Genomic DNA, 14,691 nt, shown 5'->3' on the forward strand with positions numbered 1-14,691 from the left:
GCCAAAAGCTGTTACGTGTTGAAACGGAAGTGGATCACGTCGCCATCCTGGACGACATATTCCTTGCCTTCGTCGCGGGCCTTGCCTGCTTCCTTGGCGCCAACTTCGCCATTAAAGGCGATATAGTCTTCATAGGCGATGGTGTTGGCGCGGATGAAGCCGCGTTCGAAGTCCGAATGGATGACGCCGGCGGCCTGCGGGGCCTTGGTGCCGCGCTCGATCGTCCAGGCGCGCGTTTCCTTCGGTCCTACCGTGAAGTAGGTGATGAGGTGCAAAAGCTTGTAACCGGCGCGGATCAGGCGGTCGAGGCCTGCTTCGTCGAGACCGAGCGCGGAGAGGAATTCCGTCGCCTCTTCTTCGGGCAGCTGTGCCACTTCCGCTTCGATGGCGGCGGAGATGATCACCACTTCGGAATTCTGCTCCTTGGCCATGGCGGCCACGGCGGCCGTATGCTCGTTGCCGGTCACGGCATCGGCTTCAGCGACGTTGCAAACATAAAGAACCGGATGCGAGGTCAGAAGGTTCAGGCTCTTGAGGATGCGGAGTTCCTCGGCATCGAGCTTCGACAGCAGCGTGCGCACCGGCTTGCCTTCGTTCAGCAGGCTGAGCGAGGCTTCCATGATCGGCAGCATCGCCATGGATTCCTTGTCCTTGCTGGTGGCGCGCTTGCGCGTCTGCTCGGTCCGGCGCTCCAGGCTCTCGAGATCCGACAGCATCAGCTCGGTCTCGATCGTCTCTGCATCGGCAACCGGGTTGATGCGGCCTTCGACGTGCGTGATGTCGCTATCCTCGAAGCAGCGCAGGACGTGCACGATGGCGTCGACTTCGCGGATATTGGCGAGGAATTGGTTGCCAAGACCTTCGCCCTTCGACGCGCCGCGCACGAGGCCGGCGATGTCGACGAAGGAGATCCGCGTCGGGATCAGTTCCTTCGACTTGGCGATGTCGGCAAGCTTGCGCATGCGTGGATCGGGAACGGCCACTTCACCCGTGTTCGGCTCGATCGTGCAGAACGGATAATTCGCAGCCTGCGCCGCCGCCGTCTTGGTCAGCGCGTTGAACAGAGTGGACTTGCCGACATTCGGCAGCCCGACGATACCGCATTTGAAACCCATGGCACCTTGTCCATATCTTGAAAATCTTTGCAGTGCCTATGGGGGAAGGGCCGTTGCGGGTCAAGTCTTGTGCGGAAGCCGAGCCGATTTTCCGGCAAAAAGGGTCGTTTTGGAGGAAATGTCCGGCCCGTTTTCGATCGGGCCGGACATCCTTTCAAAGTCGGAACACCTTTACCTCATTGCCGCGCTCCAGCTCCTTGTTGGCAAGGAAGAGGGCGGTCTTGGCGTTCTGATTCTGGCGTTCTGCCAGCAGTTGCAGCATCGCCTCCAGCCGTCTTACCGCCAGCGCCTTGTTGCGGTGCTGAGAACGTTCATCGCGGCAGGTTACGGTAATGCCGGTCGCGATATGCGTCGCTCTGACGGCGCTGTCAGTCGTGTTTTGATGTTGTCCGCCAGGGCCGCCGGCACGCAATGTCTCGAAGCGGATATCGTCCCGCTGAATGCTCGGGATCTCCTTTGCCGTATCGGGCAATTCGATCTGCTTGACGCCCACGAACCAGTTTTGCCGTTTGTGTCCCGGCCTGATCCTGCTTTTGAAGATGAAACGGATCGAGCCACAATATTCCGCCGCGAGGCGATGAGCCTCCGCACCACGCAGCGTGACGATTGCCGAAACGGGGCCGTGCAGATCGGGTGCCCGCGACGCGGTAACCTCGAGCTCGCAGCCTTTGTCGCGGGCCTCGCTCTCCAGAATGGACAGGAGGGATCTCAGCGCGACCCGGCATTCTGCCGGGCCATTGCCTGAGGTTGCGAGAAGATGGATCTCAGACATCCCAGTGCCTCCCGCTTACTCTGCGGTTTCGCATGCGATCCTTCTTCGGCTCGTCTTGATCGATGCTGACTTTCTTGTAGGTGATCAGCGGCTTCATCGATGCCAGCGGCCGGATGAGGCCGTGATCGGCCAGATCGGAGATGACCTGACCGGCATTCTTGTAGGCGCCGGCCGCCTCCTCGATCGCGAGCTTGCGATCGTCGCAGATCGCGATGCCGCCCCAGGGATTGCGTAGCAGCGCCTCCCGCTCGGAGCGTGTGGAACCCGTCCGGCCATGCATGTTGCGACGATCATACTTCCGACCGGCTCCGTGCGAGATCGCCCAATGAGACTTAGCAGTAGCCGCAAGCGGTTCGACGACATAGCTGAGGCTTGCCCTGGAGCCGGCGATCGGTGCGATCGCGGAATCCTGGATGGCACCCGCGCCCTTATAGTGGACGTAACCGTCGGCCGTCGCCCGCACGAGATTGTGCGGGACGTCGGCGATCAGCCTGCAGTCCGTCCGCAGGGCTACAGCGGCCCGCTGCGCGATCATGCGCCGATTGAGCTTGGCCCACTCGACGCAAAGATCGTGAAGCTGCAGCCACTGCATGCCGGCTTCGGACATCGGATCGAAGCCTTCAGCCAAGCCGCCACTCACGGCGATGGTGCGGTTGAACACCTTGGCGCCGAGGTCGCGTGAGCCGGTGTGAACGAGTAGATAGAGCTTCTGCTTGTCCAGCAACTGGCCTGCATCTTCCTCAAGCAGGTCTTCGACTGCCTGGATCTCGCAGAAATGATTGCCGCCCCCAATCGTACCTAGCGTCTCTGTGCTGATTTCGAGTTCGAGCGATCGGTCGATTTGCGAGACATCCGGCACATCGAGCCTGATGTTTTCCAAGCCCCGCAGCATATCCGCCGCCTTGTCGAGCTTGAACTTACGCTGTGTCAGATCGAGTTCAAAAAGAGCCATGCCGCAGCCGATATCGTTGCCGATCAGTTGCGGATAGAGCCTCGATGCCAGTGCGGCCATGCCGACTGGCCCATATTTGCCGGGATGCAGGTCGGGAAAGCCGGCGACGGAAAGCATGCCGGGGAGCTTTGCGATCTCTCCGAGCTGTTCCAGTGCCGTTCCTTCGATCCACGACTTCGATGTAAAATAATGTGCGACCGCGGCAGCAGGCTGACCGCAGCGCATAGATATGGGACCGGAGGTCCCTATGCAATTGCCCATGAATATATTCCCAGGATGGGTCAATCTCTCGGCGTCAATGCCGATCGAAAAAGCTCATCGCAGCGCGTCGGCGCCGCTTAAGCTTGTGCCCCTAAGGGGCGCGATGAAGCTGTGCTCTTCATTTTGCTGCTCCCAAACCTGAGTTAATAGATGGCGCTTTATAAGCGAAATCAAACGGATTGCAAGTCCTGGTTTCGGTGAGGGCCGCTGCTGACCACGTTGTCACCTTGTCAGGACCGTCCTTGAACGATGTGGTGCGCTGCACTATAGTGACATCATCAATCTAAAGCCCTTTTCCTGTCGTCAACGGTGATGCCGATGAGTGACAATGATGTTGTCCTGAAACCCAAGATCAAAACGAAGCCGAAGGTCGATCGGCCGAAGCTCTATAAGATCATTCTCGTGAACGACGATTATACGCCGCGGGAATTCGTCATCATGGTGCTCAAAGCCGTCTTCCGCATGAGCGAGGAGACCGGCTATCGCGTGATGATGACGGCGCACAAGCTTGGCACCTGCGTTGTCATGGTTTGCGCGCGGGATATTGCCGAGACCAAGGCGCAGGAGGCGATTGACCTCGCGAAAAGCGGAGGCTTTCCGCTGATGTTCACCACCGAGCCGGAAGAATAGGTGCAATGATCTTCCGTCAGCTACAGCGCCGCGCGTCATCTGTGACACGCAAAAGTCGCAGCAGCACTTCAGATCTGCCGCATAATTTAATCCTCAGATCGATTCCGACCTAAGGAGTTATGCAATAGGGCGACGGATCTGAAAGCCGGTCTTGTCCTGCGTGAAGCCGCAATTGGCGTAGAAGCGCAATGTTGCAGGCTCCTTCGACCCGGTCAGCAACATGACCTTGTAGCAGTTTCTTTCCCAGGCGGTTGCGATGGCTTTGCGGATGACCGTGCCCGCCAGGCCGCGCTGACGGTAGTCGCCGTGTGTCACCACATTCTCGATAAGGGCATAGGGTGCCCCGCCGCGCGTGAGATTGGGAATGACCGCCAGTGTCACCGAGGAGACGGCTTTCTCGCCGTCAAAGGCGGCAAAGATGGTCATGCCGGGATGGGTGAGGATGTCTGCAAAGCGGCTCTCGGCCACCGACAGCTCCAGCGGAAGATCATCGACGTTGAGGTGCCGGTAGAGCGTGAGCAGCGTCGACAGATCCGCGCTTGCTACCGGCCGGATGACGATATCTGCGGCACATTCCATAGTCGCTTCCGGCATATCAATTGTCTTTCTTGCCGAACATCCTCTTCAGCATCTCGGCCATAGGGCCGCTTTCCGGGATCTTCGGCTGGCTGTGATTGCGAGCCTGATGAATATGCGACTTGGCCGTCGGCGCCTTCTTTTCAGGTTTTGGCGCGTCGTCTTCCGCCTTGCCGCCCAAAGCGAGCGCGACCTTATTCATCAGCTGCGAATCCTCACCGCGCACCAGCATGTCGGCGTTTTCAGCAAGCGTATCGAACAAGAGGTCAAGCCAATCCCTGTCCACCTTGGCGAAATCGCCGAGAACGTGATTGTGCACGAGTTCCTTGGCGCCGGGATGACCGATGCCCAGGCGCAGGCGTCGATATTCGCGGCCGACATGGGCGTCGATGGATTTGATGCCGTTGTGACCGCCATGGCCACCACCGGTCTTCAGCCGAGCCTTCCCGGCCACCAGGTCGAGTTCATCGTAGATCACGACAAGATGGGAGGGCTCCAGCTTGTAGAAGCGCATGGCCTCGCCGACAGCTTCGCCGGAGAGGTTCATGAAGGTTTGCGGCTTGATGAGCAGGACCTTTTCGCCGCCGAGTTCGCCTTCAGCGATCTCCGCCTTGAACTTCTTCGACCAGGGCGAAAAGTTGTGGCGGCGATGGATCGCATCGACGGCCATGAAGCCGATATTGTGGCGGTTGCCCTGATACTTGGCGCCGGGATTGCCGAGACCCGCGATGAGAAGCATGCGCTTCACCCCTTGGAAAATGCCGATGCCCTTCACCACAAGGATTTGACGGCAAAGTCAAGACGCGATGCGCTCAGTTCCCGAGGTGCAGGCCGTACTTCAGGAAAATCCGCTTCTGTGTGCCATCCGCGATCAACGCGCTCAGCCGGGTCTGCATCCTGCTGAGGAGATCGTCGGGGAAATCCTTATGGCAAGCGATGCCCATGGATTGCTGGGAAAGGACCGCTACCCTTTCCACAGCGTTGCCTTCACCTTTCAGCTTGTCGAAGTAGAATTCGGAGATCGGCATCATGTCGATGCGGTCGCTCATCAGTTTCTTCAGGCTTGCCTTGAAGTCGTTGCCGATGTCGAGGCGGGGAAAGTTGTTCCGGCGCAGTATCGTTGCCGTATAGTCCTCCCGCCAGGTGCCGACGAGATATTGCTTTGCTTCGTCCAGATTGGTTGCCGCGACTTTCGAACCGCGGCGCTTGATCAGGACGCTGCGATCGATCAGCAATGGCTCCACCCATTTGAACAGCGAGTTGCGCTCTTCATTATGTGCGGTCGCGAAGACGCAGGTCATGGGATCCGTCAGTGCCTGATTGTAGGCGCGGATCCAGGGCAGCACGGTAATCGTATAGCTCACCCCGATATCGGCCATCACCTTCTGGACCTGTTCAGTGGTGGCTCCGACCGGCATCTTGCCGTCGCGATAGTTGAAGGGCGGATATTCTTCTGTGGTGAAATGAACCGTTTCAGCGCGAGCTGGAGAGAGAAGAAAGAGCGAAAACAGGCTGTTTGCAAATATGAGCAGCGGCTTTCGCATGCGGTTCCTCGTCGCTAGGATGCTTGAGCTACAGGGGATGGGTGGTCTTGATGCAGGCCTGTCAATGTCTTCATCAGATTGTCCGGATGCGCCGGCCGGTAGAAGAGGTAGCCCTGGCCATAGTCGATGCCCATGGTCCGCAGGGTCGCGCATTCCTCTTCGGTCTCGACGCCTTCGGCTATGACCGTGCAGTTCATCTTGTGCGAAAGCGTGGTGATGCTTTCAACCAGCATACGGCTCTTGGCACTCACGTCGGACACCGTGTCGTTGATTGCCCGAACGAAGGACTGGTCGATCTTGATGATGTCGACCGGGAAGCGGTTGATGTAGCTCAGCGACGAATAGCCCGTACCGAAGTCGTCCAGGGCGATGCGGCAGCCATAGCGGCAGATTTCGTTGATGACCATGCGCGTCTCGGGATTGTCATCCATGAGCACGGCTTCGGTGATCTCGACGACAATGCGCCGCGGCGAGATATCGTGGCGCGCGAGCAGGGCGGCGATGCGCACGGGCAGCTCTGGCTCGAACTGCAACGGCGAGAAATTGATGGCGAGGTAGCTGTCCTGCATGCCGTCGAGACGTGACAGGTTCGCGAAACTGGCGATCGCCTTTTCCATGATGCGATTGCCGATGCGCACGATGGAACCTGTTTCCTCCGCGACCTCGATGATGCGGGCAGGGGGCAGGATCCCCTTCTGAGGATGATGCAGCCGCATCAGGGCTTCGAAGCCGGCGACCGAGCGGTCGTCGATATTCACGATCGGCTGCAGATAGGCTTCGAACCAGTCTTCGTTGAGGCCGCTTTCGATATTACTTTCCAACTCGGCGCGGCGGCGGGAGTCGTCGAGCATGCCATTGTCAAAGATTTGCGCGCCGTTCTTGCCGTCGCGCTTCTTGGCATACATGGCGATATCGGATTTCAGCAGTAGCTCGGCAGCGTTGGCGGCCTGGCGAGGATAGATGGCGATACCGATGCTTGCGCTGAGGCGGGCGTCGCCTTCGAAGGGCGCGTCGAAAATTTCGGCGATGCGGGCGGACATGTCGAAAGCCCGCGCTTCGGCGTCTTCCGCCAGCAGCAGGATTGCGAATTCGTCACCGCCCAGGCGAGCTGCAATATCGCCGGGCTTCAGGCATTCCTGCAGGCGCGAGACGAGTTCCCGCAGTGCTGCATCGCCTGCCGCATGGCCCATATTATCGTTGATCCACTTGAAGCGATCGAGATCGACGAAGAGGCAGGCAAGTTCACGCTTGCGCAGGTCTGCCTCATTGATCTTGGCGTCGAGTGCCGTCTCAAAGCCCTGACGATTGAGAAGGCCAGTCAGGTGATCGGTGATCGCCTGCCGCAGATTGCGGTCCTCGGACTGCTTGAGTTCGGTGACGTCGGTCATAACCGAAAGCGAGAGGCCGTCCTGGATCGCGGTGGTTTCGAGGATGAGGACATCCATAACCTGCTCGTCTCGGCAGAGGAATTTCACCGTCACGGCGAGGCGAGCGGCGCTGTCGGGATTGCTGTGTTTGCGCTCGGTATATTCCGAGCGTGACTCCGGCAGGACCAGGCTTGCGAACCGGCGCCCCAGCACTTCGGTTCGGTCATAGCCGGTGGCGGCCAGCCAATAGTCGCTGACGGCGGCGATGCAATCGTCCTTGTCGAGCGAGAACAGCATGGCGGGCGTCAGATTATAAGTGTCGGTTGCCCGGCGATGGGCAAATTTCAGCTCTGTTTCCTCACGCTGCAGCTTGCTCTGCATGTCGTTGAAGCTGCTGGCAAGCCGGCCCATTTCGTCATTCGACTGCCAGTCGACGTGATGACGCGAGCCCAGCCGGCGGGTGGCTTCGATCGCATGCGTCAAGCGCATCAAAGGCTGGATGACGAAAATGCGGTTGCCGATCAGCGCTGCGCCGAAGACGGTCAGCACGGCAAAGATGAAGATCGAGATGAAGACGATTTCTTCGTTCTTGAGGCCGTCAAAAAGACCAAGCTCGGGATAGAAAACGGTGATGGTGCCGAGCCTCTTGGCGCCGTCGACTCCATTGTAGATGATCGGGCGGGAGACGGATTCCAGATTGCCCTTGTAGGATTTCGGGATGGTCGACTGCGTAACGTCGAGCTGGCCGGAGAGGTCGCGAACATTCACCCTGACGATGGCACCTTCGGCGACCGTCGTGGCGCTGATCTGGGTAACGCTATCTTCGTCCAGATCCCATAGGGGCTTTGCCAGTGCCTGGGCATTGGCGACGAGCAGAACGGTAATGTGATCCTTAATCTCTTTTACTGCGCGTTCTGACGAGAGGAAAAGGAATAGAACGAAGAGCGGCGCTACGAAAACAAGTAGCGCACCGCAGACGATCGCGAAAAACCTGTTTTCGACCGAATGGCTCATTATTCCGTTAGCTCCCCAGTTGCAGGCCAGCCGCATCCTGGGCATGCCACCCCCTACAACTCTTTCGCGTAGATTTTCATGAATCTGTTAAATGTTGCTGAAACTCTGGGGTTAATGGAATTCAATTAAAGTATAGATTCAAGAAATCCTTATTTTTACTTTCTCTAATATTCTCGCAAAACGCGAAAAACCCGCCATCCCCAGGGGGAGGCGGGTTCGAATGCCTGCGATGAAGAGGCCGATTAGGCGCTGGCTTCTTCGCTGCCTTCTTCTTCAGCAAGGCCGGCAGCCGGAGCAACGATCGTTGCGATCGTGAAGTCGCGGTCGGCGATAACCGGCGTGACGTTCTTCGGCAGCTTGATGGCGGAGATGTGGATGCTGTCGCCGCTCTTCAGGCCGCTGAGGTCAACGGTGAAGAATTCCGGGATGGCATCGGCCGGGCAATGGACTTCGACTTCGTGACGAACGATGTTCAGCACGCCGCCAGCCTTGAGGCCCGGGGACTTCTCGTGGTTTTCGAAGTGAACCGGGATTTCCACGGTAACCGCGGTGTTGCCGGAAACGCGCAGGAAGTCGACGTGAACCGTGAAGTCACGGACCGGATCGAGCTGGTAGTCCTTCGGCAGAACCTTGATCTTCTTGCCGTCGACGTCGATCGTTGCGATCGTCGTCAGGAAGCCGCCGGCGTGGATGCGCTTCGTCACCTCATTGGTGTTGAGAGCGATAGAAATGGGGGCCTGCTTGTCACCATAGATGACAGCGGGGATCAGACCATTGCGGCGAAGTTCACGGGCGGACCCCTTACCAACCCGTTCGCGCGCCTCGGCCTTGAGCTCGTAGCTTTCGTGGCTCATAGCTATTCCTTTCGAGGTTATTTGGAGAGTTCATCCGGTCGGTCATACGCCGTACCGATTGAACTGGAGGAGGGCGTGCCCTGCCTCATCCGCGTTGCCTCCAAGGGTGTCTACGCGGACGCGTGGCGTATAATACAAAGTGGCCGAAGGTGCAAGCACCCCTGGAATGCGAGGGCCTGTGACGACATTGCAACTGAGGCGAAGGAGCCGCAGGTGTCATTTCTATCAACGACTTGACATATACCCTCGGCCTCTTCAACAGTCGAATTCAATCGATCAAGGTCAGAAGGTGAGGTCGAGCATGCGCTCCAAGGTTATCGTCGCTGCGATTTTCTCTATGGGCTTTGCTGGCATATCGAACGCTGCCGACATCAATCAGCAGGGTGCAGACAATCTGCGTGACATCCTGATCTCTCCGCTTTCGCGCGATCTCGCCAAAAGTGATTTCGTGACCGTGAAGCCCGCAGGCGACCAGTATGAGATTACTTACGATCTTGCGAAATTCTTCGACAAGATCAACTCCAGCGTGCTTTCCGTCACCGGTTTCAAACCGCTCTCTCTATTTGCAAAGCCCGTCGAACAAGGCCGGTGGCATCTGAACGGCGATAACAGCCTTGATGTCGCTGTGCATTCGCCGACCTCGGATATTGCTTATTCGATTGCATCAAGCTCCTTCGACGGCATATTCGATCCTTCGATCGAGATGATGCGCTCCATGGGCATCAAGAGCAGCGGCGTGAAATTTTCGAGCGTCGGCAGCGGAGCCAAAAGCGACCGCAAGGTCGATGCGACCATCGACAGCGTGTCGTTTGCCCATACGGTGACCGACAGCAGCGAGGCGGGCAAGGTCGACCTGCAAATGCAGGGTTCGCTGCAGCGCCTGAATGAGCAGCTCATCTTGCCGCAGGGCAGGGCTCTCAGCCTCAGCGCCGATAGCGTCAACACCAATCTCACCGCGACAAGCCTGCCCGTTCAGGAGTTGCGCGCACTCATTCGTTTCTTCGTGCAGCACGTCAAGACAAAGCAGCTTTCGGAAAGCGGCGGCGAGAAATTCGAGCAGCTGGTCCACAAAGCCCTGCCCATGTTCGGCTCGCTCGGCAAGACGGTGACGCTGAGCAGCGCGGTGATCGCGACGCAAAAAGGCAAGGTTGGCATCAAGCGGATCGACTACAGCTTCAAGATGGACGGCCTGACCAAGGCCTCCAATGTCAATCTGGAGCTTCGGGCCGAGCATTTGACGCCGGATGCGGACCTTGTTCCTGCCGCCTATGTTTCTTTCCTGCCCGAGACGCTGGATGTGCAGCTTGGCGTGCCCAACATCAATTTTTCCGGCCTCATAGATACGGCCCTCGATGCGATCACCACGCGGGCGACGCCGATGTCGGCCGAAGTCGTCAAGCGCACTATGTTCCCGAATGGATATGGCACGCTTGAATTTCCAAAGATCAGCGCTAGTTCGGGCGTCTACGACGTAGAGGTTTCCGGCGCATTGAAGGGTTCGACCAAGGCTCATTCCGATTATTCGCTGCAGGCGACGATCCTGGCGCGCGATTTTGACAAGACCGTCGCCGCCATTCAGGAGGCTGCGAAAGCGGATAGTCGTCTGAACAAGGTCTCTTTCGGTCTGCTGGCTGCCAAGGGTTTTGCAAAGACCGACCCCGATGGCCGGCTGCGCTGGGATGTCACGATGGACGAAGATCGAACGGTAACGGTCAACGGACAGGTGATGAAGAAGCCCTGAAGCGGCGCTGATGCGCGCCATGCCACAGGGCAAACACAAAACTCCGCTCGAAGGGCCAATCGGCCAATTTCGAGCTTTCACAATCTTTTTCCATCATATTTGGGGGTGAATTATGCGTTTCAAAGCGGTTGCCGCGGCAGCTGTTCTTGCGGCAGGTGTGGCCGGTGCCACGCAGGCTGCGGATGTCAGCGAACAGGGTGCGAAGGATCTTTTCAACAACCTGACCTATTTCCTGCCCGACGATATTGCCAAGAGCGGCAGCATTTCGGTCAAGCCGGCCGGTTCTCAATACGAGGTCACTTACGACCTGAAGGCGCTGTTCGACAAGCTTGACATCACGGGTTTCGAAATCAGCGGCTTGAAGCCGTTGACCATGCTCGCGGCACCGCTGGATAGCGGTCTCTGGAACGTCGAGGCCAACAATGCCCTCGATATTACGGCAAAGTCCAAGCCTGGCAGCGGCCCCGACACGGAGTTCCGCTATGCTTTGGCCTCGTCGGTTTTCAAAGGTGTTTTCGACCCGGCACTTCACTATCTGCAATCCGCAGATCTGCAGGGCAAGGGCATCACTTTCTCCACGACGACCAGCGATGCCGGCGTCCAGAAGAATGACGGCACGATCGACAGCATAGGCTACACGCTTTCTTCCGCTGATAGCGGTGAGGCAGGCAGGCTCGACGTCAAGATGAACGGCGGCCTGCAATCGTTCTACGACAAGATTTCGTCGGGGGATGCGACGCTTGCCGAGATCAAGGTGGCGGCGATCGATTTCGATGCCGGCGTGACCAAGCTGCCGTTGAAGGCTGTGAATTCCATTCTGCACTTCGTTTCCGAGCATAAAGACCAGAAGACCCTTTCGGATGCGGACGGTAAGGCGCTGAAGGCGCTGCTGATGGATGCTTTGCCGGTTGTCGGTTCCTTTGACGAGGCCATTTCCGCCAAGGATATATCCGTCACGACGCCTTTCGGCGAAGGCGGCCTGCAGAAGCTCGGCTACTTCGTCAAGCTGGCCGGACCCGCCAAAGCGATGAATTTTGACGTCGGTCTGAACGCGGCGAAGCTCACCCTGGCCACAGGTCTGGTGCCGGAAGACTATATTGCCTTCATTCCCGATTCAGTCGATTTCCAGATACAGGTGCCGGACCTGAATTTCTCCGCGTTGACGGAGGTCTTCCAGGAGACGGACTTCAGCAAGCACGATGGTGCGGAAGCCGTCGACGCCAAGTTGCAGAAGGCGATGTTCCCGGATGGAACCGTAACGATCAACTATCCGAAGATCAGCGCCGTCTCGAGCCTCTATGATGTCGAGGCGAGCGGCAGCATGAAAGGCTGGTTGGACGAGAAGGATCGCGTGTCGATGAAGATGACCGTGTTCGCCCGCGATCTCGACAAGACGATTGCTGCCGTTCAGGAAGCCGCCAAGACGAAGCCCGATCTTTCCCAGCTTTCTTTTGGACTGATGATGGCCAAGGGTTTTGCCAAGACGGATACCGACGGACGCGCGCGCTGGGATATCGATCTTTCCGATTCCGGCAGCGTAACGGTCAACGGCCAGGTCATGAAGTAAACCAATCCGGGATCTGACTGCGACCATGTTTGTCCTCAAGCCGCTGAGCCAGCGCTCGATCTCTCTTCTATGGGCCGGTCAAGTGCTGGCGGCTACCGGCTCGGAATTTTATATGGTCGCAGTCGTCTGGATCGCTGCCGATTTCATCGGCAGCGACGCGGGATATGTCTCCGCGCTGCAGTCTGGAGCGCTGTTGTTCGGCAGCCTCTTTGGAGGCATCGTCACCGACAGTTGGCGCCATAGCACGACGATGATCGCGGCGGATCTGGTCCGTGCTGCGCTGCTGCTGGTGCTGTCGGTCGCCGGTCTGCTGCATCTGATGAGCCTCCCCTTGCTGGTCGTGCTTGCCGGGTGCATTGCCTTGCTCACCTCCACATTCGACCCATCGTTACAGGCTACCTTGCCGACTATTGCCGTCGATCCCGATGTCCGGCACGCAACCAACGGCCTGTTCGACGCGACGCGGCGCATGGCGCGTATTCTCGGGCCGAGCCTGATTGCGCTCGTCAACGGTTTCCTGCCGAAATCACAGTTCTTCCTGGTCACGGCCACGACCTTTCTGCTCTCGGCGCTTGCCGTCTGGTTGGCGGTAGCAAAGCTGCCGGCCGCGCCGCGAAGGCGCGAATTTTCCGGAATGGCTGCCGTTGTCGACGGTGTTCTCGGCGGCTGGCGCATGGCTCGTGGCCATGCGGCCATTCTCTATGGTCTGTTCACCAATCTGATGGGAAATGTTGCCTGGGCGATGGGTATCCTGCTCGGCATGATCCTGCATCTGCGCGAGACCAGCGCCAATCCCTTGACCGACTATAGCTTGATGATGACCGCCTACGGCGTCGGCAATCTGACGACCAATCTCATTCTCAGCAGCTTCAAGCCGCGTCGGCCGGTCGTCTGGATCATCGCGGCAAAGCTGATCTTCGGGACGGGTGTCTTCCTGTTGCCGCTGATGCATGACCGGATGTGGCTAATGATCGTCGCTTGTTTCGCGGCCATCAACGGACCCTTCGAAAATCTCGCCATGCTTCATCTGATGCAGACGCGCAGTGAGCCGCATCGTCTCGGACAGGTCTATCGTTTGATGATGTGCGCGATTTTCTCCGGCCTGTTTCTGGCCTATCTCATGTCGCCGAGCTTGTTTGCATGGTTCGGCATCGGGCCGTCGATCATGGGCGCGGGGGTAGCCGTCTTCGTTTCGGGCCTGATCGGGGTCGGTCTGCTGGCATGGAGACAGACGCATCCCATCCTGGCCAGGACGTCCTGAAACGCCAGCCTGCCTTAAGGTGCGCTGCGATCTTCCAGATTAGCTTCTGGCGCTTCAGCAATCTTGCGCGACATGATTTAGTCGAACAGGCTGGAGACGGATTCTTCCTGGCTGGTACGATTGATGGCTTCGCCGATAAGGGTTGCCGTCGTGATGACGCGGATATTCGGCGCCGACTGAACCGCAGTCGTCGGCTGGATGGAATCGGTGATCACCAGTTCCTTCAGCTTCGAATTCGTCACGCGGGTGACGGCGCCGCCGGAAAGAACGCCGTGGGTGATATAGGCGGTGACGCTTGCTGCGCCTTGTGCGAGCAGGGCATCGGCCGCGTTGCAGAGCGTGCCGCCGGAATCGACAATGTCGTCGATCAGAAGGCAGTCTTTGCCTTCCACGTCGCCGATGATGTTCATCACTTCGGACTCGCCCGGGCGATCACGGCGCTTGTCCACGATCGCCAGCAGACAGTCGAGACGCTTGGCAAGGGCGCGAGCGCGCACCACGCCACCCACGTCCGGCGACACTACCATCACATTGCTGATGTCGTAATTGGCCTTGATGTCACGGGTTAGGACCGGAACAGCATAGAGATTGTCTGTGGGGATATCGAAGAAGCCCTGGATCTGACCAGCATGCAGATCAAGCGTCAGGACGCGGTCTGCGCCAGCCTCCGTAATCAGATTGGCGACCAGCTTGGCCGAGATCGGTGTGCGCCCCGAGGCGCGGCGATCTTGGCGGGCATAGCCGAAATACGGGATAACCGCAGTTATGCGTCGCGCCGACGAACGGCGCATCGCATCGATCATGATAAGCAATTCCATCAGATGATCGTTGGTCGGAAACGATGTCGACTGTACGAGGAAGACATCCTCGCCGCGCACGTTTTCCTGAATCTCTACGAAAATCTCCTGGTCAGCAAAACGTCTGACACTAGCCTTGCCTAAGGGAACGTTGAGATAATTGCAGATCGCTTCGGCAAGATGCCGGTTCGAATTGCCTGCGAAAACCTTCATTGTGGTCCGCCTGTTACCAACCTGATA

At 58.2% G+C, this 14,691-nt stretch carries 13 protein-coding genes; 4 read left to right on the forward strand and 9 right to left on the reverse strand.

Going from position 1 to position 14,691, the window contains the following annotated elements; genetic code table 11:
* Positions 1–11 precede the first annotated feature (11 nt).
* The 3 genes from ychF to ACIQJ2_RS10875 all read right to left on the reverse strand — a co-directional run bounded on the left by ychF (position 12) and on the right by ACIQJ2_RS10875 (position 3,100).
* A complete protein-coding gene (gene ychF / locus ACIQJ2_RS10865) occupies positions 12–1,115 on the reverse strand; it encodes a redox-regulated ATPase YchF (protein WP_199142516.1) in 1,104 nt (367 codons plus the stop codon).
* Positions 1,116–1,269: 154 nt separating this feature from the next.
* On the reverse strand, positions 1,270–1,887 hold the full coding sequence (gene prfH, locus ACIQJ2_RS10870) for a peptide chain release factor H (RefSeq protein ID WP_400673619.1): 618 nt from the start codon (positions 1,885–1,887) through the stop codon (positions 1,270–1,272).
* Positions 1,880–3,100, reverse strand: a complete 1,221-nt coding sequence (locus ACIQJ2_RS10875) for an RNA ligase RtcB family protein (RefSeq protein WP_400673621.1) — start codon at positions 3,098–3,100, stop codon at positions 1,880–1,882. The genes prfH and ACIQJ2_RS10875 overlap by 8 nt, the downstream gene beginning before the upstream one ends.
* Before the next feature lie 318 nt (positions 3,101–3,418).
* Here ACIQJ2_RS10875 and clpS point away from each other — a divergent pair, with 318 nt between their 5' ends.
* A complete protein-coding gene (clpS, locus tag ACIQJ2_RS10880) occupies positions 3,419–3,730 on the forward strand; it encodes an ATP-dependent Clp protease adapter ClpS (RefSeq protein WP_400673624.1) in 312 nt (103 codons plus the stop codon).
* Positions 3,731–3,847: 117 nt separating this feature from the next.
* On the opposite strand, the gene ACIQJ2_RS10885 is transcribed toward clpS, so the two are convergent.
* From ACIQJ2_RS10885 to ACIQJ2_RS10905, 5 genes are all read right to left on the reverse strand, one after another.
* Positions 3,848–4,309 (reverse strand): GNAT family N-acetyltransferase, encoded by a 462-nt coding sequence (locus ACIQJ2_RS10885; protein ID WP_400673627.1) that lies wholly within the window; start codon positions 4,307–4,309, stop codon positions 3,848–3,850.
* 16 nt (positions 4,310–4,325) lie between these two features.
* Positions 4,326–5,045, reverse strand: coding sequence for an aminoacyl-tRNA hydrolase (pth, locus tag ACIQJ2_RS10890; RefSeq protein ID WP_199142507.1), 720 nt, complete (start codon positions 5,043–5,045; stop codon positions 4,326–4,328).
* Positions 5,046–5,118: 73 nt separating this feature from the next.
* A complete protein-coding gene (locus ACIQJ2_RS10895) occupies positions 5,119–5,850 on the reverse strand; it encodes a substrate-binding periplasmic protein (protein WP_400673631.1) in 732 nt (243 codons plus the stop codon).
* A gap of 14 nt (positions 5,851–5,864) precedes the next feature.
* On the reverse strand, positions 5,865–8,231 hold the full coding sequence (locus ACIQJ2_RS10900; protein WP_400746522.1) for an EAL domain-containing protein: 2,367 nt from the start codon (positions 8,229–8,231) through the stop codon (positions 5,865–5,867).
* Between the two features lie 242 nt (positions 8,232–8,473).
* On the reverse strand, positions 8,474–9,085 hold the full coding sequence (locus ACIQJ2_RS10905) for a 50S ribosomal protein L25/general stress protein Ctc (RefSeq protein WP_199091513.1): 612 nt from the start codon (positions 9,083–9,085) through the stop codon (positions 8,474–8,476).
* A gap of 301 nt (positions 9,086–9,386) precedes the next feature.
* Here ACIQJ2_RS10905 and ACIQJ2_RS10910 point away from each other — a divergent pair, with 301 nt between their 5' ends.
* The 3 genes from ACIQJ2_RS10910 (at position 9,387) to ACIQJ2_RS10920 (ending at position 13,654) form a co-directional block, all read left to right on the forward strand.
* On the forward strand, positions 9,387–10,826 hold the full coding sequence (locus ACIQJ2_RS10910; RefSeq protein WP_400673636.1) for a hypothetical protein: 1,440 nt from the start codon (positions 9,387–9,389) through the stop codon (positions 10,824–10,826).
* 112 nt (positions 10,827–10,938) lie between these two features.
* On the forward strand, positions 10,939–12,393 hold the full coding sequence (locus ACIQJ2_RS10915) for a hypothetical protein (protein WP_400673639.1): 1,455 nt from the start codon (positions 10,939–10,941) through the stop codon (positions 12,391–12,393).
* A 25-nt stretch (positions 12,394–12,418) separates the two neighbouring features.
* Positions 12,419–13,654 (forward strand): MFS transporter, encoded by a 1,236-nt coding sequence (locus ACIQJ2_RS10920; RefSeq protein WP_400673641.1) that lies wholly within the window; start codon positions 12,419–12,421, stop codon positions 13,652–13,654.
* A 77-nt stretch (positions 13,655–13,731) separates the two neighbouring features.
* Here the strand turns inward: ACIQJ2_RS10920 and ACIQJ2_RS10925 are convergent, their stop codons facing one another.
* On the reverse strand, positions 13,732–14,664 hold the full coding sequence (locus ACIQJ2_RS10925) for a ribose-phosphate pyrophosphokinase (protein ID WP_199091523.1): 933 nt from the start codon (positions 14,662–14,664) through the stop codon (positions 13,732–13,734).
* Between the last annotated feature and the right edge of the window lie 27 nt (positions 14,665–14,691).

It is taken from the genome of Rhizobium sp. NPDC092011, assembly GCF_044756305.1.
In the GTDB taxonomy this organism is placed as follows: Bacteria; Pseudomonadota; Alphaproteobacteria; order Rhizobiales; family Rhizobiaceae; genus Rhizobium.

What these genes read in the sequence shown, in the direction of transcription:
- ychF (WP_199142516.1), bottom strand. Translation starts at nt 1,115, where the DNA reads ATGGGTTTCAAATGCGGTATCGTCGGGCTGCCGAATGTCGGCAAGTCC.
- prfH (WP_400673619.1), bottom strand. Translation starts at nt 1,887, where the DNA reads ATGTCTGAGATCCATCTTCTCGCAACCTCAGGCAATGGCCCGGCAGAA.
- ACIQJ2_RS10875 (WP_400673621.1), bottom strand. Translation starts at nt 3,100, where the DNA reads ATGGGCAATTGCATAGGGACCTCCGGTCCCATATCTATGCGCTGCGGT.
- clpS (WP_400673624.1), top strand. Translation starts at nt 3,419, where the DNA reads ATGAGTGACAATGATGTTGTCCTGAAACCCAAGATCAAAACGAAGCCG.
- ACIQJ2_RS10885 (WP_400673627.1), bottom strand. Translation starts at nt 4,309, where the DNA reads ATGGAATGTGCCGCAGATATCGTCATCCGGCCGGTAGCAAGCGCGGAT.
- pth (WP_199142507.1), bottom strand. Translation starts at nt 5,045, where the DNA reads ATGCTTCTCATCGCGGGTCTCGGCAATCCCGGCGCCAAGTATCAGGGC.
- ACIQJ2_RS10895 (WP_400673631.1), bottom strand. Translation starts at nt 5,850, where the DNA reads ATGCGAAAGCCGCTGCTCATATTTGCAAACAGCCTGTTTTCGCTCTTT.
- ACIQJ2_RS10900 (WP_400746522.1), bottom strand. Translation starts at nt 8,231, where the DNA reads ATGAGCCATTCGGTCGAAAACAGGTTTTTCGCGATCGTCTGCGGTGCG.
- ACIQJ2_RS10905 (WP_199091513.1), bottom strand. Translation starts at nt 9,085, where the DNA reads ATGAGCCACGAAAGCTACGAGCTCAAGGCCGAGGCGCGCGAACGGGTT.
- ACIQJ2_RS10910 (WP_400673636.1), top strand. Translation starts at nt 9,387, where the DNA reads ATGCGCTCCAAGGTTATCGTCGCTGCGATTTTCTCTATGGGCTTTGCT.
- ACIQJ2_RS10915 (WP_400673639.1), top strand. Translation starts at nt 10,939, where the DNA reads ATGCGTTTCAAAGCGGTTGCCGCGGCAGCTGTTCTTGCGGCAGGTGTG.
- ACIQJ2_RS10920 (WP_400673641.1), top strand. Translation starts at nt 12,419, where the DNA reads ATGTTTGTCCTCAAGCCGCTGAGCCAGCGCTCGATCTCTCTTCTATGG.
- ACIQJ2_RS10925 (WP_199091523.1), bottom strand. Translation starts at nt 14,664, where the DNA reads ATGAAGGTTTTCGCAGGCAATTCGAACCGGCATCTTGCCGAAGCGATC.